Consider the following 22,524-nt stretch of genomic DNA (forward strand, 5'->3'; position numbering starts at 1 on the left):
CCAGGCGAGTTGAAAGGTTTCGATCGGCACCCGTATGCGAACTAGACCTGGGGTTGCTTGAAGTGCATGCTGAAGAGCACTGTATCGGAATCGGAGTTCCTCAATGAACAGCGTACAAATCGAGCAGAAGAGCTATGAGATGCCTCCGCGAGAGGGGATCAGCATCGCGCATTTTCTCACTGTCATCGACATCGAGCGATCGGCCCGCTACTACGAAAAGGTCTTCGGCGCCCGGATCCTTAGCCTGGGTGACGGCAACGCCCCTGCGTACCTTCAGCTTGCGAATATCTGGATGATTCTGAACGTTGGAGGCGGGCCGACCCCGGATAAGCCAACGGTAACGCTCAGCGTCCCCGACCCGAATCACATCAACAGCTTTATGAATTTCCGCGTCGCGGATATTCAAGCGTGCTATGAATTATGGAAAAGTCGAGGAGCCGAGTTCATCACGGAACCGATACCCAAGTACGGCGAGATACGCTGCTACATCCGCGATCCTGACGGATATATTATCGAGGTCGGACAGAGCACGGATCTTAAGTACGGTTAATTCGGCCCGGATGGGATGCGGGTTTAAACGCTTACGGAGACCGAGTGACGGGTTTTGGCCCAATTCGAACCGTTTAACGAGTTCTGGCCTCTGTGTCTACGGCAGGCGAGTGGCCGGGCAATTCCTGGAGCTGCTACAGTCGCTGATTGCGGATGCGCGTTCCTCGCGTTGAGAGCTATTTCTTCTTGCTTGTCCCGCCGCCCTGCTTTGTGCCCGTGCCTTCCCAAGCGGTGTTCCAGGTGGCGCCCCCGTCGGTGGAGAACTCGTATTTCATGTTGTGGGAGGTTGGAGAAGTTTCGGTCAGCGTGAATCGTCCGTTGATCTTCTGTCCGCCAATCTCGATCTTTGTCCAGGTCCAAGTCTTGTCATTGACCGTGCCAATCGAGTGACCTGCTTCGCCCATGCTGTTGAATTCGTCATAGGTGTATTTCTTCTTGTTGGCGTCGTAGCCGGAGTAGGCCACGCCATTGCCGGTCATTCCTGTGCCTTCCTTGAATGTGCTCTTGGTGATGAGGAAAAATCCGCCCAGTCCCCAGGCGTTCTCCTCGCTGACGGTGAATTTGCCTCCCGGGCCCCAGGGACCGGGAGCGCTGGTTCCGGTAATGCTCCACGAACCCTCAAAAAACTTCAGCCGCTGCAGTTCAGGCGCAGGCTTGGGAGGTGCCGGCGGATTCTGGGCCGCAGCCATCGAAATCAACAGCAACGCAGCAAATGCCGCACACACTAGTCGTTTCATTTTCTCTTTTTCCTCCTGAGGGAAGTCAGGCGCACATCATAGAGAATCTCGCCCGCGATAATGCCTGTTCACAACAGTTTCGTGCGATGCGACGTGCTCGCGTCCCAAGACGGGAACGACTGCAAAACAGTTTACGCGCGTGCCGCACCCTTCCAGATCACGCTAATCAGAAGACCCGCGTTGCTCAAGTTGAGATACGACTTCATCAGCGTCTTGTTTCCGAAAGACACAAAATGCTGAAAGGAAAATGTGGACGAAACGCACCTGATGATCACGTGTGAACTTGTCGAGACGTACCTCTGGCGCGCTTACCTCTGAAACTTGGTAGTAGTCTCGGCAGGTAAGATAAAACTTGCCAGCGCGACGGCTCTGAAATCGCAGAAGCGCCTCGCACACGCGTTACGTTTCAGAACCTTCCCTGCGGTCGCGGAGGGGAAGCGCCTATTTCGAGCCCGGGCGATCCCGTTCTTCCTTCAGCTTCACAAACCACAGGTAAATTTCGTCGACTTTCGCGATGTCGTCCGCGAGCAGACGCGGGTCGGAGTAGGCGTGAACGTCCTTTCCACTGTGTCGCTGCTTGAGCGCATCAATAATCTGAAACAACTCCTGCACCTTGGCGTGCATGACCCGAAGATCGGCGACGATGCGGACTTCCTCGATCGTGAGACTGGGTGCGGTGGGCGGCGATGGCTTCAACAGGCGCGGGGGCATGGACGGAATTATACCGAGCACCGCAACGCGCACGAAGAACATTCCCGCTATAGCAAATGGAAAAGCCATCGGTCAAACCGATGGCTGCGGGCCGGAATTTGCGGCTGCCACTATCCCTGCACGTTGATCTTCGAGAACGACAGCACCGCGCGCCCGCTGGTTGGCTGGCCGAATGCGGTGGCCGGACGAAACGTAGTGAAGATCAGCATGTTCTCCAGTTGCGGCTTGATCTGGTCCGCTTCCTTCGGAGATGAAAGAATGCGGTAGTCCTGCACGCGCCCGTTGGCGTCGATGTAAGCCTCAACCACGATGGCGTCGGCATTGATGTGCTCCATGCCGGCCGAGAACGGGGATTGCGCCAGCACCGGCGGCGTGTAGAGCATGGTGGGCACATCGTTGTTGGCTTGCACGGGAAGCGCGAACAACCCGATCAGCAGGCCGAAGAACACAACCGCGCTCAGCACGCCTGCGGTGGCCGGCACCATGGAGGCATGCAGTGCGTTCTCCAGTCGTACTTGCAGGCCGGTGAAGGAACGGGCGCGTGCGCGCGCCGCTTCCTGCGAGAGTGCGACGCGCAGCTTGAGGGCAAGGTCCGGGGGCGCCTGGCGACGTTCCAGCGAACTCACCGCCCGCTGCGTCGCGCCGAGCAGCACGTAGTCCTGATTGCAAGCCTCGCATTGCGCGAGGTGATTGCCGAGGTCCCGCATCTGGTGGCCGGTCAGCACGCCATCCAAATACGGCGAGAACAGCGACCTGGCCTGCGAGCATTTCATGACGTAACCTCTACCTTCTGGCCGGCACCCGACCTGAAGCGACCCAATTCCACATGGCGGCCGCTGAGATGGGATTCCAGGCGCTTTTTGAGCGCTTCGCGCCCGCGGGTAATCCGCGACTTCACGGTTCCGAGCGACGTCTCCATGACTTCCGCAATTTCTTCGTAGGAAAGTTCCTCGATCTCGCGCAAAACGATAGTGGTGCGGAAAGGCTCGTCAATGTTGCGCAGCTCCCGTTCCACCATCACCTTGAGCTCCTGCTGGACAAAACTTTCCAGCGGTGAATGGTTGCCATCCACCAGCTGGTTTGCCAGTGCCGGCCGGTTTTCACCGTCGGCCCTGGTTTCGGGCTCAATCGACATCTCACGCGCCTTGTGCCGGAACCACCAGCGCTTCCGGTTCGACGCCTCGTGCACCGCGATCCGATACACCCAGGTTTTCAGGCTCGAAGAACCGTTAAAGCGTTTCATTCCGCGGAACACTTTCAAAAAAACTTCCTGGGTGGTGTCGGCCGCGTCGGCAGGATCGGAGACGATACGGTAGACGAGGCTATAGATAGGTTGCTGGAACTGGTCGATCAGCCAGGCGTATGCATCCTCGGAGCCGGCCTTCAGTTCGGCGACGATGGTCGCCTCTTCCGAGGGAATCCCGAGCGCGCCTGCAAAGTTGCCCAAGGTGGTTGCTCCCGCCATAGCTCTCATGGCGTCACCCCCACATTAGCATCATCTTTGACCAACAACAACATACGGAGGTACCAGCCCGTCGCTCGTACCGCTATGCCCTACAGCTACTTAGACTCCGCATGGGACGAATAAGTTCCCACACGAAACTCCGGCAGCGGGACGGACGCGTAGAATTATCCGGTGGCTATCAATGCCCGGTTTTTCGGCCCATAGACAACCAACAAACCAAAGCACTTGTCAGCACATCACAACTGGATTGCAGTTCCAGAGCATGTCTATGAGAAAGATCATTGTTCTCCTGCTAGCGATTTCCATGGCTGCGGCCGCGGCGGCACAGTCCAGTTCTCCCCCGCCGCGATACCCTTCGCGTCCGCCTGTGCAGGGGCCGCCCGCCGGCACGCCAGCCACCAACACAGCCGACGTTGCGAATCTGGCGAAGTTGGATCAGGTGATCGAGAGCGCTCGCGTTGACTTGGCCCGTCTGCGAGTGGACAAGTGGAAAACGGACGCCGCCACGAAGCGCCAGGCGGAGGCGAATGCCGATTCCATCCAGCGCAACATGACCACCGCGCTGCCGGGTATCGTGCAACAGGTCCGCGCCAATCCGGGCAGCGTGGGAGCGACGTTCAAGTTGTATCGCAACCTGAATGCGCTCTACGACGTGATGTCGTCGCTCACCGAATCGGTGGGAGCATTCGGTTCGAAGGATGACTACCAGGCGCTGGGGACCGATACTGCGAACCTCGATACGTTTCGCCGCGCCCTTGCCGACCAGGTAGAAATGATGGCGACGGCACGAGACACCGAGGTGGCGCAATTACAGGCGCGCGCGCGCCAAGCAGCCGCGACCGCCGCGGCGACGCCGTCCAAGAAGGTTGTCATCGATGATAATGAGCCGGAGAAAAAGCCGGCCAAGAAGACGACCAAGAAAAAGACAACAACCGCGAGCGATGGGTCGCAGAACCCTCCCCGATAGAGCAAGAGTGCGAGGCGTTTGACTCGCGTGCTTTCACTGCGCGAAAATGAAGAGTCCCGCAAGCGGGATCTTTCCTCGAGTGGGCCTGTGGCGCAGCTGGGAGCGCGCTTCCATGGCATGGAAGAGGTCGTCGGTTCGAGCCCGACCAGGTCCACCAGATCTCCTAATCCACGGCTGCCAACGATACCGAATCGGAATTGCCGGTAACCGCATCTTTGTTACTACAGACTGCCTGGAACGCAACAATCTGGTTCCAGAGTGCGTCTTAATAGTGTGTAGTGTGAAGTGCCCAGGGCGCCCAGCATGGCCCACACGAAACGAATCCGCCGCACTCCGGCGGTTGTGATATTGGTCTGGACGCTGACGCTCGTAATGAGCGCAGAAGGAGGCGCCGCGCCCAGCCAATGGCGCGTTCACACCGGCGCCGTTGCGCGTGCTGAAGCTCCGCAAAACATTCTGCATTCCCTGATCGCCTCCGGCCGGCTGGACGATCTGCGCTGGCCCGACTTCTCCGACTACCGAAGCGAAGTGACCAAGCTCTATGCGGGCTCTCATTTCGCCCCGATTTGGCTGCGCGATGGAAAGCCCACGGCGCAGGCGTTGCAGATGATCGCCGTCTTGCAGGAGGCGGATGGCGAAGCGCTGCGCGCCGAAGACTACGACTCCTACCGCTGGCTGGAGCGGCTGGCATACCTGCAACGTCCGCATTCGACCGCTGATGAAATGCGTTTCGACGTGGCGTTAACGGTGTGCGCGATGCGCTATGTGTCGGACCTGCGGGTGGGAAGGATCAGCGCGCCCAGCTTCCGGGTAAGGTTCACCGACGCCAGCAGAGAACAGGAGCTGCACCTCTTCGTTCGGCTGCGGTTGGCGGAAGCAAACGACGTGGGAGCTGAATTGGCGCGCATCGAGCCGCGCTTTGTCGCCTACGGCAAGCTGCGCGATGGGCTGGCAAAGTACACGCGGCTGGCGGCCAAGGACGACGGCGAGCAGTTGCCGGTGCCGCAAGGCATGGGATATCCAGGGCCGCCCTACCCCGGTTACGCTCGGCTGGTGCGGTTGCTTCGCCTGGTGGGAGACCTGCCGGAGAGCTATTCGACCGAAACCGGCCGGGAGCAGGTGTACGACGCCACCTTGATGCAGGCCGTGCGCCGGTTCCAGAAACGGCATGGATTGCAGGCCACCGGCTATCTCGACGACGCCACCATCCGGGAGCTGAACGTGCCGCTCAGCTACCGGGTCGAGCAGATACGACTGGCGCTGGAACGGTTTCGGTGGATGCATTACGACTTCCGGCGTCCCGCCATCGTGGTGAATATCCCGGAGTTTCGCCTGTATGCTTTCGACAAGGACGGCAAGGCCGCCTTGCAGATGAAAGTGGACGTCGGTGACGAGTTCAACGGGCGCACGCCGGAAATGGACGCGACCTTGAGCTCGGTGGTCTTCCGTCCCTATTGGTACGTGCCGCCGCACATCGCCAGCGAGGAATGGGTGCCGTTCCTGGCGACCCACCGCAATTTCCTGGCGAGTAACGATTATGAAGTTTGGACCTCCGGCGGTAAACGAGTGTCCTCCGAGGTGACCGAAACCTCGCTGGCCGAGATGCGAGCCGGGCGGCTGCGGATCCGGCAGCGCCCGGGTGATCACAATCCCATGGGCGCCGTGAAGTTTGTGCTTCCCAATCCGCACGGCGTTTATCTGCACGATATTCCGCTGCGCGACGTGAACTTTATTGTGCCGGAACGGCTTGTCAGTCACGGCTGCGTTCACGTGGAGCACCCCGCCGAATTGGCTGCCTGGGTGCTGCGCGACCAGCCGGGCTGGTCGGTGAAGCGGGTGCAGACGGCGATGCAGGGGCACGGCGAGCTGGCGGTGAAGGTGGCCCATCCCTTGCCGGTGCTGATTGTCTATGCCACCGCCACAGCCTCGGAAAACGGCGACATTTACTTCTTCCGCGATATCTATGGCTACGATGCCAGCCTGAAAGAAGCTCTGGCCAGGAGCTACCCTGCCGCGAGTTCCCAGAATCTAAAGTGATCGGTAGAAAGTAATGAAGGGTAGGTAAGATCCTGGTTGTATACTCCGGGCCTAGTGATCCCCAAGAGAAGGTTTTTACCGCTGCTGCTGGCAGCGGCGCCGATCATGCTCGCCTGGGCTGCGCCCACCGTCGACCAAGTCAAGGTCGATCGCGTTCTGGTGCTCAAGAAAGAACACAAGCTGCTGTTGTTGAGTGGAACGCGCGTCGTGCGTAGCTACCGGGTGGCGCTGGGACGCGGCGGGATTGCTCCCAAACGGCAGCGGGGAGACGGCAGGACGCCGGAGGGACTGTACACGATCGACTGGCGCAATCGGGCCAGCAAGTATCATCGCGCGCTGCACATCTCGTATCCGCAGCGGTGGGATGCGGAACGGGCGCAAAGGCTGGGAGTGAATCCCGGCGGCGACATCGAAATCCATGGACTCGGCGACGAGTATGACTGGATCGGTGCGGACCATCGGCGTACCGATTGGACCGAGGGCTGCATTGCCGTGACCAATTCTGAAATCGACGAAATCTGGAAATTGGTTCCGGACGGAACACCGGTAGAAGTACGCCGCTCGGGTGGACATGCCGCCACGCTGCAACGCGTCGCCAGGCACTGACCAAATCGGGAACTCCTCAGGGTCATCTCAGGTAACAAATCTGCGCCCGGCAGCCGGCGGCGGGTGGAGCATGGTGGCAGCGAAGCTGCGGGAGGTAAATCATGCCCTGCCCGAAACTGAAGGACTTCCTCGACCGGAACGAAATCAAGTACGAACTCATTCATCACCCCACCACTTATACCGCGCAACTAACGGCGGTCTCCTCGCACCTCAGGCCGGAGGAACTGGCGAAGGTGGTCATGGTGAACCGCGACGGCAAGCTGGCGATGGTGGTGGTGAGCGCGTCGCGGCGCGTGGACATCACGGCGCTGCACACCGGCAGCGCTGCGTCGTCACTGCGTCTGGCCAGCGAACTGGAATTTAAGCAGCGTTTTCCGGACTGCGATGCCGGAGCCATGCCGCCCTTCGGCAATCTTTACGGGATGGATGTATTCGTGGACGAAGGCGTGGCCCGCCAGGCGAGCATCGCTTTCAACGCGGGCTCGCATGAGGAGGTGATACGCCTGGCGTACGAGGACTTCGAGCGCCTAGTGAAACCGAAGGTGCTGAAGTTCTCCACCGCGGCGGAGCGTGCGCCGCGGCTCAGAATAGACGACCGGGTCTGGTAGGCAAACAAAGTTCAGTTTCAGCAATTGCGGGCCGAGGTGTGTCCGGGCTACGAGCGCTTTTCGTACTTGCAGGCAAACTCGCCCTTTTTATCCGGCCGCCGAGGATGGTTGGCGACGCGCACGATACGGGCGGGGACGAAAACGTTAGCGCCACCTTCCGTGTAGGGGACCGCGACTTCCAGATAGGTCATGTTTTGATAATCGACGAAGGTGCGGAAGCGCACGCCGCCGCGGGAAATATCGACCACCTCCACAACCTCGTCCTTCATTCCAAGGCGGCGGATGCAGGCGCGGATATTCTTCATGGCGATTCGCGCATGCTTGCGTTCGTTACCGGTGCGCGGCGCCGCCGGTGGGACAGCCGGCTTGGAAACATCAGCGCCTGACGACACCAACTCCACCTCGAGCACCTGCGCGGGAATGTGCCATGGGGTTTCGTTACCGCACCTCCCGCATGCCAGGTTCACAACGCCAATGTTCTCCAGAACCATCATCTCGACCTCTGAAAGCTCGGAGAGTCGCCGCGTGGCGCAGCGCGAGCACTGCAGCACCGTGCGTCCGGCGCCGGAGATATCCGGTGTCGTGGGAAACTGGACTCCCCAAAATGCGGCGCCCGAAGTAGAAAAGATGTGGATGCCGTAGGCCATCTCCTCATCGCGAATGCCCACCATTCCGACGATGCGGGCAGTGGCCGACTTTTCGTCGAGCAGAAGGCGGACCTGGTTGCCGATGGTAAGGCTGACCGCGGTTATGATCATGCCGCCGTCACGGGTGATGACCTCGGTGCGCGAGGAGGCGGTGAAGTCGCGCCCGGAGCTGTCGACGCCGGCGAGCTGCAAGGGAATGGTGCAATGCACCCGGTGACTGGTGCGCTGCTCGATCTTGGCCGTGCTCGCGGCTTCCCCCGTCTGCGTCATGGCGAAGTCCTTCCGTGAATCAGCAAAGAAGCCGCCGCCAGTCGCGGCGAGAGCGAATTCCGGTCGCGTCTGGCGGCAGCTGACGCAGATGGCGGCAGGGTCGGCGTAGCTCAGTAGCCCATCAAGACGTCGATTTCGTCGGCGATGGCCTGCTCGTCCTCGGGTGAGATTTCGACGAATTCCACGCCGATTCCGACGCCGGGAAGGCAATAGCGCACCTCGGCCCGGGCGTGAATGAGGTAGCCGGAGCGGCTCAGGCTGAACTCCAGCTTGAGCACAGCACCTTCCGGGAAGTGCTGCGGAATGTGGATGAACATGCCGCGCGGACTGATATCGGGAGCGCGTATGGCAATGTGCTCGCTGCGGCCTTCGTACACAATGTTCAAACCGCGATAGGTGGCGTAGCGGTCGAACTCGCGGGCGGGTACGGTGTGTTGCCTGGAATCGGAACTCATGCCGGCGCTCCTTCGGCGCGTTTGCGGGCGATGGGAGCGGCGACCTGGCGGGTGCCCGCGCCGCAGTAGGGACAGAACAGGAACGCGGGCGCCAGCGCGCGACCACAATTCCGGCAACGGACGGTGACCGCGTTATCAAAGGGCACGACGCGCAACACCTCTTCCATGGTCGTGATGCCTTGCTTCACCTTCTCGAGGGAGTCTTCCTGCATCAGTCGCATACCGCCGCTGCGGGCCAGGTTGCGGATCTCCTCATCCCGGGCGCCAGCCCGGATGGCGGAGCGGATCTGCTCGTCCATCAGGAGCAGTTCGTAAATGCCGACCCGGCCCTTGTAACCGGAGTTGTCGCATTCCGTGCACCCGACGGGAACGTAAGCGTTGCTATCGAAATCTACAATGCCGGCGGCGAGCAGCCGCTGGGCGTGGTCCTCGGTCATGGGCGCCATGTCACGGCAGGCACAAAGTTTGCGAACCAGGCGCTGTGCCACCACCGCGGTCACCGAGGCCGCGATCAGGAACGAGGGCACGTTTAAGTCGAGCAGGCGGGTGATGGCCGCGATGCTGTCGTTGGTGTGCAGCGTGGACAGCACCAGGTGGCCGGTCTGCGCCGCTTGCAGGGCGATTTCCGCCGTTTCCTGGTCTCGAATTTCGCCGACCATGATGACGTTGGGATCCTGCCGCAGCATGGAACGCAGGCAGCCGGCGAAGGTCAGCCCGGCTTTGGGATTGACCTGCACCTGGTTGATGTCCTCGATGCGGTACTCAATCGGATCCTCAACCGTGATGATGTTGACCGATGGCGAGCGCAGCGTGTTCAGCGAGGCGTAAAGCGTCGTGCTCTTACCCGACCCGGTAGGGCCGGTAACCAGCATCATGCCCTGGGGCGCGGAAAGAACCTGGGCCATGGCAGCCGCGTTGTCCGGCGCTAAGCCGAGCTTCTCGAAGCCGACCCGGCTGGCGCTGGGGTCCAGCAACCGCATCACGACCTTTTCCCCGGCGTGAGTGGGCAGCGTGGAGACGCGCAAGTCGAGGTTGCTCTTTCCGATCTGCACCAAGAAGCGGCCATCTTGCGGGACGCGGCGCTCGGAGATATCCATGTCGGACAGGATCTTGATGCGCGAGACCAGAAACGATGTCAGTTCGGACGGGATGTGGGTAAGCTCGCGAAGCACACCGTCAACACGGATGCGCACCACCGTGCCCAGAGGCTGCGGCTCGATGTGAATGTCGCTCGCCTTCTTGGTCGCCGCGGCCGACAAGATCGCCGAAACCAGGCGCACGGCCGGGGTCTTCTCGTTGCGGAGCTCGGCCTCGAATTCTTCCATGGCCGCTTTGTTCCGTTCGCTGGAACTGGCGGTGAAGAACTGCATGTCCGAGATATCTACCTGGTCGATAAAGGGAATCGCCTTGGCCGGTATGGCTGCGATATCTTCCTCACTGGGCTCCACTTCTGCATAGCATTTGCGGATGGCTTCTTCGATTTCAGAGCGGAAGCCCAGCCGTGGGACGACATCCATGCCGGTAATAAAGCGGAGCTCGTCCAGGCTCTTCAGGTTCTGCGGCTCCGCCATGACGGCGACAATCCGTCGCCCTTCGATGACCAGCGGCAGAACCACGTAGCGTTCCGCCACCTGCTGCGGCACCAGCTTGAGGACAGCCTTCTCCACGGTAGCGAAACGCGCGTCCACGTAGCGGAATTTGGTGACTTCCTCGAGCGCGGAAACAAGATCTTCTTTGCCCACAAAGTTGCGTTGCAGGAGGAGTTCACCGAGCAGGGAAGAAGTGCCCCCCTTTTCCTGCTGCTCGAGAAGGACCTGATCCAGGTCTTCCGATTTAACGCGTTTGCGTTCGCGGAGAACCTCTCCAAGGCGTTTTTTTCTATGTCCCGACACGGTGCCCCATTATGCCTTAGCGACAGCCGGGAAGCTCTTGCTTAGGCGGCAAAAAAATACCCTATGTCCCGGCTGGCCGCGAGTTTACTGATTTCCACAAAGGGGAGAATATCGCCTGTGAACGCAAAGTGTTCAGGAGTATTTCTTCTTCCTGTAGACAACTTTGAGTCCCTCATTCTCCAAAATGCGGCGAATCTGGTTTTTGGCATGCGTGGCCCAGGGGCCGGCGCTGTCCAGACGAACGTAGGCCCGCCAATGCTGCAGGGCGGCCCTCGACTGGCGCGTCTTCTCATAGGCGAGCGCCAGATTGTAATGTGCGTCGGCATACGTGGGCGCCAACTGGAGCGCCGTCTTGTAAGCCTTGATCGCCTCCGTCACCCGGCCGGTTTCGTCCAACACATTGCCCAAGTCGAAGTAAGCAAGCGCATAGCGTGAATCAGCTGCCACGGCCTTGCGATAATGTGACTCCGCCTTAGCGTAATCCTGACGGTTGTAGTAGAGCGTGCCCAGGTTGATGTAAGCGGCGGCATGGTCAGGATCGAGCTCAAGCACTTTGCGGTAGGCGGCGATCGCTTCACCCTGCGAGTGCGGGTGTTCCTCCAGCGCCACGCCCCGAGCGAAGTATTCCGAGGCGGTTTCGGCGGTGTGTATGCTCTTGACATTGGCGGGCACCACGCGATCGCTGGGGCTGAAATCCATCACAAACTGGCCGCTGGTCGGCTCCAGTGCGTGACCTTCGTGCCGAAATGCGACCCGGGTGCCGGTGGAAAATGTCCCGGCTTCAAGGAGCGGGTTCTCCATGCCGGCTACCTGCTTCAGCATCGCCTGCAACGACTCACGGATGACCGCGGAGCGCACGCGCTTGGCGCGCAGATCGCGAATTTTTTTCATTTGCAGGAGATCAAAAAAAGAATAGCTGTCCGCGACGGCTACCAGTCCGGCTTTTTGCCACTGCGCCAGCTGGCGCGCGGTGATGCGCAGGATGCGAATTACGTCCGCTCGACGATATCGGTGCACTGGGTTCCTAGCGCCAACACCTTGCTTGGAAACACATTATGAAAATGCGGTGGGGCGAACGCAAGGGGAAAGTTTTCCTCACATGTTAATAACTGCCGAGACCAAATACACCGAAGGTCAATAGCACCGCACGTCAGCAGGTCAATAGGGAGCATGGCCCACCGGTTGGCCGTTGTCGCGGCCGCGCTGAACATCGCCGTTGACGTGTTGGCTCACCACGGAAGCAGGATTGTGCTCTTTACGCCTGCCGTCGCGACCGATAGAATCTGAGTCGGGCCGACGTAGCTCAGTTGGTAGAGCAGTCGATTCGTAATCGACAGGTCATCGGTTCAAGTCCGATCGTCGGCTCCAGAAAAAGCTCTTAGCTCTCTGCTTTTGACTGCGGCAGTTTCGCTGCCGGTTTTTCCCAGCCTCTACATTCCTGCTCTTCTCCTGGATCGTTGAAGCTCGCAATCAAATTCAGTGAAGCGTGCAACTGCGGCCGCTCGCTAGAATCTAGCTACGCTAAGAGCCAAGAAGTTTTTTCAAAACGAAAAGGCCACCCGGCAACTCGGGCGGCCTTTTCTTCAAGGGAGAATAGTTCCTTACGGAGGGTTAGCACCGTCAGAAACTTTTTCTGGCGAAATCTTATGTATGGCTAGAGGGGGTGTCAAGGATTTTTTCCAAATTAAATCCCTGTGTTTTCAACAACTTAAGTAAGGTGCGAAAATTGCCATCACCGAAGTGGAAAATGACAGTTTTGCCCGAACGAATATGGCAACTCATTTCAAATCAGTACCTTATCTCCCTCAGGCGAGGCTCGGAACCTAACGCAGCAGCTTCAGTTCGATGATTTCCACGTCCTGGGAGCGATCAAAAACGCGATCGGGGAAAAGCCGCTTAGCGATGATGCGAATACCTCCAAAAGCCACGCCGGCTACCAGAGCCAGAGCGAGAATGATCGCTGTCAACAAGATCACACCTACCAGCAACCCACCGACGTTATCGCGCGGCGAGAGCCCGGTGCGCTGGTTCCAAGTGACTTCGGCGTCGTAGTTAACCGAGGCTAGCAGGGACTTGGCTTCACGTTGCGAAATGGCGCCGGTAACGATCGCAACCAAGGGACCGCTGCGCTTAGTGAGGAACAAAGGAGCGGTCGAACCCTCCTGCGCCGGCGGATGAGCCGCCTCAATGGCACGCAGGCGCTCGCCGGCGATCTGTGGAGTGGGATAGGAGATTAACGTCAGCGTGGCAGTGCCTTGACCGGAGTTGTACTGGCCCAGGGCCAGTTCCGCGCCGCGGTCGAATTCCACCTGGTTCGCGGGGATGGGTGCGCGAATGCTCTCTAGTCCGAAGGGACCAACGACGTACTTGGCGGTATTCGCGATATAACCCGGTTTCGGCAGGTACAGCGGGAGCGAGGGAAGATTGCGTGCGCCGGGCGCCGGTAAAGGAATGTCGGATGCGAGTTCGCGGAGTTCAGCCGCGGACATCGGCGTGACACGGTCAAACACGCACTGCACCAGGACACTGCCGCGGTAGAACAGCACGCGCTCATTCGCCGACGCGGCCTGGTCGCCGATTTTCTCCGTCTGCATTTCTGGGGTCTTGTAAAAGGTGAATGCGCCAAAAGCGCCGCTGGCATCGCGAAAACGGATCGCCTTGACTTCGATCTTGCGGTCTGCCTTGGCGTAAGTGGCGTCTTCAAAGCCGCTGAAGCCGTACTCCTTCAGCAGGTCCGGGTTGACTCGTTCGGCGTCGGCGGGATTGGCACTGAAATGGTCCGCGGTCCTCTGCCATCCGGCAAAGGCTTCGGGTAGGGCATCCGCCTGGTTCTTTGGATTTGCCGCCGTCGCGGCCAAGGCTGCGCCGCACACCAAAACCAGGATTGAAAAAATGCGTTTCATAGACACGAGAATGGGGCCGGACACTACTTAGACTACAGAGCGGGAAGGAAAGATTCCAGCCGGGTCCACGTCGTGAGTTGCTGGCGGTAAATTGGGATTGTGGGAACGGTCCGCCTAACGGTTATTCGTTGTTAGAGGATGCGGGCAGGGTCCGACTAGGACTAGCGGAGGAGACCGGCATGCCCTCAGGCTTGTGCCCTTTGGAGGCGACCTTCAGACCGCTGAGTCCGCTGACGTACTTGGCGGTTCCGCGGAACAGTGATTCCGCAATTTTCTGGCGATATTCGGGGGTCTTCAGGCGTTTGGCGTCGGCGGGATTGCTGACGAAGGAAATCTCAGCCAGAATCGACGGCATATTGGCGCCAATGAGCACGATGAACGGCGCTTTTTTCACCCCGCGATTGCGCATCCCGTGCGTTGCCAGGCTGTTGTACATGGACTGCTGCACATCGACGGCGAACTCGCGCGATTCCTCGATCTTGTCTTTCAGCGCGATCTTTTTTACCAGGTCCTGCAGTTCGTGGATCGATTTATCGGAGACGGCGTTCTCGCGCGCCGCCACTTCCAGCGCGTCGGCGGAGGTGGTGAAGTTCAGGTAGTAAGTTTCAATGCCGCGGGCCGCCGGATCTCTGCTGGAGTTGGCGTGGATGGAGATGAACAAGTCCGCCTCGTTCTGGTTGGCGATCGCGGTCCGCGTCTCCAGCGGGATGAAGGTGTCATCATCGCGGGTGTAAACCACCTCGGCGCCGATGCGGGATTCCAGCAGTTTGCCGAGGCGCAGCGCGACATCGAGCACCAGGTCTTTTTCCAGGAGGCCGTTGGGGCCGATGGTTCCGGTATCGTGGCCGCCGTGCCCAGCGTCAACCACGATTCGGCCGATCTTGAGTCCCAGGGCGCGGATCAGCGAGCGTTCGCCGTGGGCGGTCGGTTGAGCTTCATGGCCGGCGGGAGCCTCGGCGGCTTTCTTCGCGGCCACATTCTTCCCGCGTTTGCTGGAGACGGTTTCACTTGCTGCCGGCAGCTTGGCTTCAGTGTCGCTGATCTTGCGGCTCGGCGCCGGCTCGGGCAGGTTCAGCTTCGCGACCTTTTCCGATAACTCGTCGAAGTTTGTATCCGCTTTCGTCCTGGGAGCAGGAGCGGCGCTCCCCGTCTCGCGTTTCTTGTCGGAAGGATATTCCTTGCGCGAGATTTCGGCGGCTGTTTTCGCGGCAGCTTCCGAAGTGAGCTTCGCCGTCTTCTGCGGTTCCCGCGCTGCCGGCGCGGTCGTATCCGCTTTCGCCATCTTCTGCGGATGATTGCCGTGAATGTCGATGATCAGCCGATAGGGATTCGGCAGCAGGAAGGCCGTGTAGTTGGCAACGTCATCCAGTTCCAACACGACGCGGGTTTCGCCCAGTTGGTACTGGGCCACGCGTACCTTGTGCAGGAATCCGTCCTCGACGTCGAAAGACTTACCTCGCAGCGTGGAAGATAGATGCGTGTTATGCAGGTCGAAGAAGACGCGGTCCGGGTGGTCGATGCGGCCGAATTGGTAGTCCACCGCGTCATCCAGATCAATCGCGACGCGAGTGTAGTCGGGGGTGGACCAGTGCCGAATGCCGGTGACCAGGACCCGGCGCCTGGGGGAGAGTGACGACTCGGCGGAGTCCGTTTTGCCGGCTTCGGAATGCGGCTTGGATCGCGGTTTCTCGGCTTGTTTTGCTTTCTCGTCGATTTCCTTGATGGCGGAGCGGGCGTCGCCGGCCAGTTCGCTGTTCGGGTAGCGCTGCAGGAATTCTTCAAATGTCGAGCGCGCCTGCGCGGCGTCGTTGAGGTCGTCATTGCAGATCTGCGCCATGGTAAACAGGGCCTGAACCCGGAAGCGGCTGCCGGGGTATTCGCGGCGCAGGAATTCGTACTGACCGATGGCGGCACGCAGCGACTTTTCATCACCGAACAGGCGGCCCGCTTCGGCCAGCAATTCGGCGACGGCGAGCACGCTGGAGTCGGCCTTGGTCGATCCGGGAGCGGTGTAGTAAACCGCGCGGTAGGCATCAATGACGCGGTTGTAGTCGCGGCGAGTGCGCTCCGACGCGGCGCGGCCATTCAGGGCCTCGCGCATGCGCTCCGCGTTTTCGAACTGCGTACGCGCCGCCTGCTTTTTTTGCGCGACCGTACGGTTGGCGCTTGCAGGCACGGCCATGACGGCGCAGATGGCGATCAGCGCGAGAATGCCGGTGACACGAGCTGTGCTTCCCCTGGTCAAACTCTGGGCCATCCCGGTGGCTGGTTGCCGACTGCGCTTCCCAGCCACATCTGACTCAACTCCTGGCTACTCCGTGTTCGACATGTGCACCACACCGTCCTCGCTGCGATAGGTATGGACGGGCGCCCGTGGCGTAATGAATGTCCTTCCATCCCGGTTCCAGTAGAGGTCGGTAATGCGCTTCACGTAATTCTGGGTCTCCGCATAGTGCGGAACGCCACGGCTCCGTCTTACCGCGCCCTGGCCGGCGTTGTATGCAGCCAAAGACAACCGGACATCGCCGCCATTGGCATTCAGCAGTTGCTTGAGGTGGCGAACTCCGGCATCCACATTCTGCTGCGGATCGAAAGGATTGCTGACGCTCAAGCCGTTGGCGGTGCGCGGCATCAGTTGCATCAGCCCCATCGCGCCCTTGTTGGATACGGCGTTGGGGTTGAAATTCGATTCCACCTTGATCAGGGCCCGCACCAGGTTGGCATCTACGCCGTGCTTGGAGGCGGCCTGCTCGATGGCAGCATCAATGTCGGCGGCGCTGACGCGGTAGCCCCGGGCCAGCGAGGCGTAGTTCGGGTTCGCAGCGGCGGCCGAAGTATCGGCAGTGCGCGGCTGCGCAGCGACATATCCCCGGACTTCGTCGGCGGCGTTGCGCGCCGCCCGCATGGCGGCGCGAGTCGGGGCCGGCACCGGCTTCCACCTATGCTCGGTGTTGCTCCAGTACACCAGGACACTGCGGCGGACGGGGGCGGCATCAACCCGCGGGGCCGGGACCGGGCGCGGCGAAGTATCGTTCACGTACACTCTGCGGCCATTTTCCTCGACGGCAATGATCCCGCCGATCTTGGTATCCGGAGCTTTCGCCCCAGCCTGCTCAGAAACTGGCGAGGAATAGGAAGGCAGAACCGAAAGGCTCATTGCCAAGATGGCCAGCAGCACTCTCAGGCGCCGCTGTACGGGCTGGTGCAGGTGTCCAGGCATATTGTCCTTCCGCGCGGAGTTGCGGCGTTACGCGCCCTTGAATTCCCCCGCGCCACACCTACCACGGCCGCCCGGCACACCTCGGTGCTCGGCGACCCTTCGCCCGGCGGAGACAAATCATCCAGAGTGGCGCGATTATGACACGCCCCACCCCCGCATTCCATTTCATAGCGGCCAGGGAATCAGGGGGGTGAACAGGGTGGATTTGCCGCGAAAACCGGCTATTTACCGGTATTCCGGCCGGCGGCGCATGGGCATTGTTACGGAAGGGAATGGACCAGTAAGCGGGAACGGACTCCCAGATCGGAACAGGTCTGGATTCTCAGGCGTTTAACTACGCCCAACGCGGCTAGCGGGGGCTATTTAAGAAGGGATTCCACCACGCCATAGACGCTACTGAGCGCCTCATCCAGTGCCGCGGGGTCTTTGCCGCCAGCTTCGGCCAGGTCGGGACGGCCTCCGCCCTTGCCACCGACGCGTTCCGCCACCGGCCCGATGACTTTGCCCGCCTGCACGCGCGCGGTCAGGTCCTTGGTTACGCCGGCGACCAGCGCCACCGTGCCGTCGGACGCGGAGCCGACGACGACGATGCCGGAGCCAAGCTTCTGGCGGAGATTATCCACCAGGGTGCGAAGCTGCGCCCGCTCCAGGTTATCCACCCGGTGCGCCAGGACTTTCACGCCACTGACCACGCGGACCTTGTCGTCGATCGAGGAGGTAGTCGCGGAAGCCGACTTCATCCTCGCCTGCTCCAGTTCTTTGCGCAGTTTCTTGATCTCTTCTTCGCGGCTGGTGATTTCGTGCCGCAGGGCGGTGGCCAGGGAACCTTCCGGTTCGGCAGACCGCACCAGCGTGCGCGCAACGTGCTCCAGTTGGTGATCGGCGCGGAAGTGCCGCAGCGAGCTTTCGCCCGCCACCGCTTCCACGCGCCGCACGCCGGCAGAGACACTGCCCTCGTCGAGGACCTTGATCAGCCCAATCTCGCCCGTTGCCATGGTGTGGGTGCCGCCGCATAGCTCGGTGGAGAAGTCGCCGATCTTAATCACCCGCACTTTGTCGCCGTATTTCTCGCCGAACAGCGCCATCGCCTTGTACTCGTGGATGGCGACGTCAATGGGAACGTCCTCGATGACTTCGACCTTCCGGTTGCGCAGGACTTCCTTGTTGACGATGTCCTCGATGTCCTGCAACTCCTCGTCCTCAACCCCGGCAAAGTGCGAGAAGTCGAAGCGCAGCCGCCCCGGCGACACCAGCGACCCGGCCTGCTTGACGTGCGTGCCCAGTACCTGGCGCAGACCGGCGTGCAGCAAGTGCGTGGCGGTGTGGTGACGCATGGTGGCCCAGCGCTTTTCGGTGTCGACTACGGCATCCACCCGATCGCCAACGTGCAAGTCCTCGCGGGCGACCACCTGGTGCGCCCTGACGCCCTGCACCGGGTAATAACAGCCCTCGATTTCGGCGACCACCATGGTGCGGCCGGACGAGTACAGCCAGCCGCGATCGGCGACCTGTCCGCCCGATTCGGCGTAAAACGGCGTGTGGTCGAGGATGACCTCGCCCTGCTCGCCCTTCTTCAACTCCTGCACGCCTTGCCCGTGTCGGATGAGCGCCAGCACCTCGCAGCCGCTCGATTCAGTTTGCCGATAGCCTTCAAAGACACTGTGCGGAAGCTGCTGGTAAACCGGGTTCGCCGTCTGCTTCGCCGCTCCTTTCCACGATGCTTGAGCGCGCGTGCGCTGCTCGGCCATGGCGCGGTCGAAGCCGTCCTGATCGAATTGAATGCCGACGTCGCGGCAAGCATCAACAATGAAATCGAGCGGCAGGCCGAACGTGTCGTAGAGCTTGAATGCTTTCTCGCCGGAATACATGGCGCGCGATTCCGGATTGGCCCGCTTGGCTGTGACCAGCGGTGCCAAGTCGTCCTCCAGGCGCTTGAGGCCGATATCCATGACGTGCGCGAAGCGCGTCTCTTCGCCTTCGACCACCTGCACGATCCTGGCGACATTGTCCTTCAGTTCGGGATAGGCACCGCACATCTCGCTGCACACGGCATGGACCATTTGAAAAAGAAACGGCTTGTTTTGCCCGAGCAGGCGTCCATGCCGGATGGCGCGGCGCAGGATTTTACGGAGCACGTAGCCGCGCCCGTCATTGGCAGGCAGAACGCCGTCGCTGATCAGGAAAATGGTGGCGCGGGCGTGGTCGGCAATGACGCGTAGCGAAGCTGCATTGCGTCCGCCCGCCTCGGCCTTCAACTCTTTGTCAGCATCCACGCCGCACAACTCCGCCGCGCGCTTGAGCAGCGGCTTGAATAAATCCGTGTCGTAGTTCGACAGCACGCCCTGCAGCACCGCCGTCAACCGCTCCAGGCCCATGCCGGTGTCAATCGACGGCTTAGGCAGGGGATTGAGCACGCCCGCCGGGTCGCGATCGAACTGCATGAACACCAGGTTCCAGATCTCGACGTAGCGCCCGCAGTCGCAGCCGAATTCGCAATTTTTATGTCCCTGGTCGCTCGCCGCCGGGCCCATGTCGTAGTGAATTTCGCTGCACGGGCCGCAGGGTCCGGTATCGCCCATCTGCCAGAAGTTGTCTTTCAGGCCGAACTCGTAGATGCGCTCCTTCGGCACGCCCTGCTCGAGCCAGAAGTTGTACGCCTCTTCGTCGCGCGCAACCGCGCCTTCGCCCTTGAAGATGGTGGCGTAGAGCTTGTCTTTGGGGATGCCGAACCATTGCGGCGAGGTGATCAGTTCCCAGGCGTAGGCGACGGCCTCGCGCTTGAAGTAATCGCCGAAAGAGAAATTCCCCAGCATCTCGAAAAACGTGTGGTGGCGGTTGGTGAAGCCGACATTTTCCAGATCGTTGTGCTTGCCGCCGGCGCGCACGCATTTCTGCGACGTAGCGGCGCGCTGGTAGTCGCGCTTTTCCAGTCCGAGAAAAACGTCCTTGAACTGGTTCATGCCTGCATTGGTGAACAGCAAGGTGGGATCGTTCACGGGCACGAGCGACGAGGAATGGACTTCCTTATGACCGCGCTGGACGAAGTAGTCCAGGAACTTGCGCCGGATTTCGTTGCCGGAGAGCATCTGGGATGTCCATTTTAACAGTCTTCACTGCCGAGACACCGAGACCGCGGAGGAACACCGAGATACGCCTGCAATTGCCGAATTGCGGAACTGCGGAATTGCAGATTTAAAATCCGCCATGATCTCGGTGGACTCGCTGGCTCGGTGGTAAAAGGAACCATGGAGCAGTAATCAATGCGCCAGCTTGATGGCCGTGAGCTTTTTCACCACTGCAACGTCGTTGGAGGCTTTCACGTCGATCCGCACCGCGTTTCCTTCGGCGTAGCGCTTGGCTTCCTTGATCAACTTGATGGTTGGTTTAGGAAGAGCGCTCTGCAGCGCCGCTTTTACCGCACCGTCGCCCAGCGCGAATGAGGCGCGGAAGCATCCGTGCAGCGGCGACAGGTAAACGATGTTGCGGTCTCCTCGTTTCAGCCGCAGGGACCAGCCGAGTTTCTTCGACGACGAATTCCATTCCTGCACCAGCCCATGCTCCGCCGTCAGATCGCTTACCAACCGGTCCCATAATTCTTTTCCCGAGCCCAGCGCCGCGCTCAACTCTGCTTCCTGGGGCCTGGCCGGTTTTCCGATGAATGCATTCACCGCAATGGCAGTCATGACTCCTCCGTTTCCAGGGCGGTCAACACCTCGTCGTCCACATCCCACTTTTTCAGGATGGCGATGATCGTCCGCGTGCCGAACCCGGCGCGCACCAGCGAGCGAAAGATGCGCGCGGCCTGCTTCTGGTCGGAGGGCTTGGGCAGGCGCTTGCGGCGCAGGTATTCGCGTGCCAGCTTCTCCTCGTTGACGTTTTCATACGTACCGGCAATTGCCTTGTCGATCACGTCGGAATGCACGCCGCGCGATTTCAGGTCGGTAATCACCCGGCGCCGGCCGAACTTGTCGTTTTCGCGGCGCAGGCTGGAGTAGGTGGAGGCGTACTGCGCGTCGTTGAGGTAACGCTGCTCTTTCAGCTTGGCGATGATCAACTCGACCAGGGTGTCCCCCAGTTCACCCGGTTCGACACGCCGCCGCAGCAGGCGTTTCAGCTCGGCTACCGAACGCATCCGTCGCGCCAGCGCGCCCACGGCGTACTCGTACAACTGCGCTTCGGTATCGAGTTTCTTTCCGCGGCCGAATGCCATGACGGCCTACGTTAGCGCGAATCGCCGCTGCCGGCCACGTTCTTTGTCACCGTCGAATGTTTGCTCCCCATCCGGCCGAGCGGAAATCTAAAGCCTTGCCGGTGGGATCATTCCTTTTTATTCTCCGCCGGCCAGGAGAACCATTCATGTCGAACAACGCACTTCTGACGAAACTCGGAATCGAGCTACCTATCATCCAGGCGCCCATGGCGGGCGGTCCAAGCACTCCCGAATTGGTGGCGGCGGTATCGAATGCGGGCGGCATGGGCTCGCTCGGCGGCGCCTACTGCACTCCAGAGCAGATCAGGGAGGAGATCCGGAAAACGCGCGCCCTGACGCAGCGCCCGTTCGCGGTAAACCTGTTTGCCGGCGGGTTCCAAGATAAGAAGGAAGTCGATCCGGAGCCCATGCTCGAGTTGCTGGGCGAGATACACCACTTGCTCGGCATTCCGGCGCCTGCTCTTCCGCCGGCGCCTGCAAATCCGTTCCCGAAGCAATTCGAAGCCGTACTCGAATCCCGGCCGGCCGTATTCAGCTTCACCTTCGGCATTCCGGACAAGAGTGATCTAAAGCGGGCGAGGGTGGCTGGGATTGCGATCATCGGCACCGCCACCGTCGTCGAGGAGGCTCGGTTGCTGGCCGAGGCGGGCGTAGATGCAATCGTGGCGCAAGGTGCGGAAGCCGGCGCACACCGCGGTACCTTTGCCGGTCCTTTCGAGAGTTCAATGGTTCCCACGCTGGACCTGGTGCACGCGATTGCCCGCGCCGTTCCCGTGCCGGTGATCGCTTCCGGCGGCCTGATGGACGGCCGCGACATTGCCGCTGCCCTGCGCGCCGGCGCTTCGGCGGTAGCTATGGGGACGGCTTTTCTTGCCTGCCCGGAGTCAGGCGCTTCGGAACCCTACAAGCGGGCGATTCTTGCCGCCGGGCAGGACACGACCGTTATCACGCGCGCCTTTTCTGGACGGCCGGCGCGCGGCCTGGTGAACGCCTGGATCGAAAAAACGAAAGAGCGAGAGGATGCGATCCTGCCCTACCCACTCCAGAACGCATTGACGCGAGCCATGCGCACCGCGGCGGCAAAGGCGGGCGAGGCCGGGTATCTCTCGCTTTGGGCGGGACAGGGCGTGGCACGAGCGCGGTCCATGCCTGCCGGCGACTTGGTGCGCCGCTTGATGCAAGAGGTGAACTCAGCCGCGGCCTGAGGCCGGTTCGCGCTGAACTCTGATGAAACGCAAATAGTCTTT

General features: G+C 60.7%; 20 protein-coding genes and 2 tRNA genes. 8 read left to right on the forward strand and 14 right to left on the reverse strand.

Going from position 1 to position 22,524, the window contains the following annotated elements:
• The first annotated feature begins 103 nt into the window (after positions 1-103).
• Positions 104-550, forward strand: a complete 447-nt coding sequence (locus VFI82_04030; GenBank protein HET7183827.1) for a VOC family protein — start codon at positions 104-106, stop codon at positions 548-550.
• A 175-nt stretch (positions 551-725) separates the two neighbouring features.
• On the opposite strand, the gene VFI82_04035 is transcribed toward VFI82_04030, so the two are convergent.
• The 4 genes from VFI82_04035 to VFI82_04050 all read right to left on the reverse strand — a co-directional run bounded on the left by VFI82_04035 (position 726) and on the right by VFI82_04050 (position 3,471).
• Positions 726-1,286 (reverse strand): DUF1579 family protein, encoded by a 561-nt coding sequence (locus VFI82_04035; GenBank protein ID HET7183828.1) that lies wholly within the window; start codon positions 1,284-1,286, stop codon positions 726-728.
• 441 nt (positions 1,287-1,727) lie between these two features.
• On the reverse strand, positions 1,728-2,066 hold the full coding sequence (locus VFI82_04040; protein ID HET7183829.1) for a hypothetical protein: 339 nt from the start codon (positions 2,064-2,066) through the stop codon (positions 1,728-1,730).
• 41 nt (positions 2,067-2,107) lie between these two features.
• Positions 2,108-2,770, reverse strand: a complete 663-nt coding sequence (locus VFI82_04045; protein HET7183830.1) for an anti-sigma factor — start codon at positions 2,768-2,770, stop codon at positions 2,108-2,110.
• Positions 2,767-3,471 carry a sigma-70 family RNA polymerase sigma factor gene (locus VFI82_04050; GenBank protein ID HET7183831.1) on the reverse strand — a complete coding sequence of 235 codons (705 nt, stop codon included), beginning with the start codon at positions 3,469-3,471 and terminating at the stop codon, positions 2,767-2,769. Before VFI82_04050 ends, VFI82_04045 begins: the two co-directional genes overlap by 4 nt.
• A gap of 259 nt (positions 3,472-3,730) precedes the next feature.
• On the opposite strand from VFI82_04050, the gene VFI82_04055 reads away from it, so the two are divergent.
• The 5 genes from VFI82_04055 to VFI82_04075 all read left to right on the forward strand — a co-directional run bounded on the left by VFI82_04055 (position 3,731) and on the right by VFI82_04075 (position 7,680).
• Positions 3,731-4,429 carry a hypothetical protein gene (locus tag VFI82_04055; protein ID HET7183832.1) on the forward strand — a complete coding sequence of 233 codons (699 nt, stop codon included), beginning with the start codon at positions 3,731-3,733 and terminating at the stop codon, positions 4,427-4,429.
• 81 nt (positions 4,430-4,510) lie between these two features.
• Positions 4,511-4,586: transfer RNA gene (locus VFI82_04060), tRNA-Ala, on the forward strand.
• 215 nt (positions 4,587-4,801) lie between these two features.
• Positions 4,802-6,466 (forward strand): L,D-transpeptidase family protein, encoded by a 1,665-nt coding sequence (locus tag VFI82_04065; GenBank protein HET7183833.1) that lies wholly within the window; start codon positions 4,802-4,804, stop codon positions 6,464-6,466.
• Between the two features lie 36 nt (positions 6,467-6,502).
• The gene (locus tag VFI82_04070) at positions 6,503-7,072 is read left to right on the forward strand and encodes a L,D-transpeptidase family protein (GenBank protein ID HET7183834.1); all 570 of its coding nucleotides are present in this window, start codon (positions 6,503-6,505) and stop codon (positions 7,070-7,072) included.
• Between the two features lie 101 nt (positions 7,073-7,173).
• Positions 7,174-7,680 carry a YbaK/EbsC family protein gene (locus tag VFI82_04075; GenBank protein ID HET7183835.1) on the forward strand — a complete coding sequence of 169 codons (507 nt, stop codon included), beginning with the start codon at positions 7,174-7,176 and terminating at the stop codon, positions 7,678-7,680.
• A 47-nt stretch (positions 7,681-7,727) separates the two neighbouring features.
• Here the strand turns inward: VFI82_04075 and VFI82_04080 are convergent, their stop codons facing one another.
• The 4 genes from VFI82_04080 to VFI82_04095 form a co-directional block, all read right to left on the reverse strand.
• Positions 7,728-8,597, reverse strand: coding sequence for a PilZ domain-containing protein (locus VFI82_04080; GenBank protein ID HET7183836.1), 870 nt, complete (start codon positions 8,595-8,597; stop codon positions 7,728-7,730).
• A 110-nt stretch (positions 8,598-8,707) separates the two neighbouring features.
• Positions 8,708-9,052: a PilZ domain-containing protein gene (locus VFI82_04085; protein ID HET7183837.1), complete on the reverse strand. Its 345-nt coding sequence runs from the start codon at positions 9,050-9,052 to the stop codon at positions 8,708-8,710.
• Positions 9,049-10,944, reverse strand: coding sequence for an ATPase, T2SS/T4P/T4SS family (locus VFI82_04090; protein ID HET7183838.1), 1,896 nt, complete (start codon positions 10,942-10,944; stop codon positions 9,049-9,051). The genes VFI82_04085 and VFI82_04090 overlap by 4 nt, the downstream gene beginning before the upstream one ends.
• Before the next feature lie 132 nt (positions 10,945-11,076).
• Complete coding sequence (locus VFI82_04095) at positions 11,077-11,961, reverse strand: tetratricopeptide repeat protein (GenBank protein ID HET7183839.1); 885 nt, start codon at positions 11,959-11,961, stop codon at positions 11,077-11,079.
• A gap of 275 nt (positions 11,962-12,236) precedes the next feature.
• Here VFI82_04095 and VFI82_04100 point away from each other — a divergent pair.
• Positions 12,237-12,312 (forward strand) — tRNA-Thr (locus VFI82_04100).
• Positions 12,313-12,767: 455 nt separating this feature from the next.
• Here VFI82_04100 and VFI82_04105 read toward each other — a convergent pair.
• The 6 genes from VFI82_04105 to VFI82_04130 all read right to left on the reverse strand — a co-directional run bounded on the left by VFI82_04105 (position 12,768) and on the right by VFI82_04130 (position 21,277).
• On the reverse strand, positions 12,768-13,847 hold the full coding sequence (locus VFI82_04105; GenBank protein ID HET7183840.1) for a DUF6599 family protein: 1,080 nt from the start codon (positions 13,845-13,847) through the stop codon (positions 12,768-12,770).
• 121 nt (positions 13,848-13,968) lie between these two features.
• The gene (locus tag VFI82_04110; protein ID HET7183841.1) at positions 13,969-16,092 is read right to left on the reverse strand and encodes an N-acetylmuramoyl-L-alanine amidase; all 2,124 of its coding nucleotides are present in this window, start codon (positions 16,090-16,092) and stop codon (positions 13,969-13,971) included.
• Between the two features lie 66 nt (positions 16,093-16,158).
• Positions 16,159-17,067 (reverse strand): lytic transglycosylase domain-containing protein, encoded by a 909-nt coding sequence (locus VFI82_04115; protein ID HET7183842.1) that lies wholly within the window; start codon positions 17,065-17,067, stop codon positions 16,159-16,161.
• A 359-nt stretch (positions 17,068-17,426) separates the two neighbouring features.
• Entirely contained in the window at positions 17,427-20,153 is a 2,727-nt protein-coding gene (alaS, locus tag VFI82_04120) for an alanine--tRNA ligase (GenBank protein ID HET7183843.1), read from the reverse strand.
• Positions 20,154-20,324: 171 nt separating this feature from the next.
• Positions 20,325-20,750 (reverse strand): DUF3788 domain-containing protein, encoded by a 426-nt coding sequence (locus VFI82_04125; GenBank protein HET7183844.1) that lies wholly within the window; start codon positions 20,748-20,750, stop codon positions 20,325-20,327.
• Positions 20,747-21,277, reverse strand: a complete 531-nt coding sequence (locus tag VFI82_04130; GenBank protein HET7183845.1) for a regulatory protein RecX — start codon at positions 21,275-21,277, stop codon at positions 20,747-20,749. The genes VFI82_04125 and VFI82_04130 overlap by 4 nt, the downstream gene beginning before the upstream one ends.
• 146 nt (positions 21,278-21,423) lie before the next feature.
• Here VFI82_04130 and VFI82_04135 point away from each other — a divergent pair, with 146 nt between their 5' ends.
• On the forward strand, positions 21,424-22,482 hold the full coding sequence (locus VFI82_04135; protein HET7183846.1) for a DUF561 domain-containing protein: 1,059 nt from the start codon (positions 21,424-21,426) through the stop codon (positions 22,480-22,482).
• Positions 22,483-22,524 lie beyond the last annotated feature (42 nt).

Source organism: Terriglobales bacterium (assembly GCA_035691485.1).
Classification (GTDB): Bacteria; Acidobacteriota; Terriglobia; order Terriglobales; family Acidobacteriaceae; genus JAIQGF01.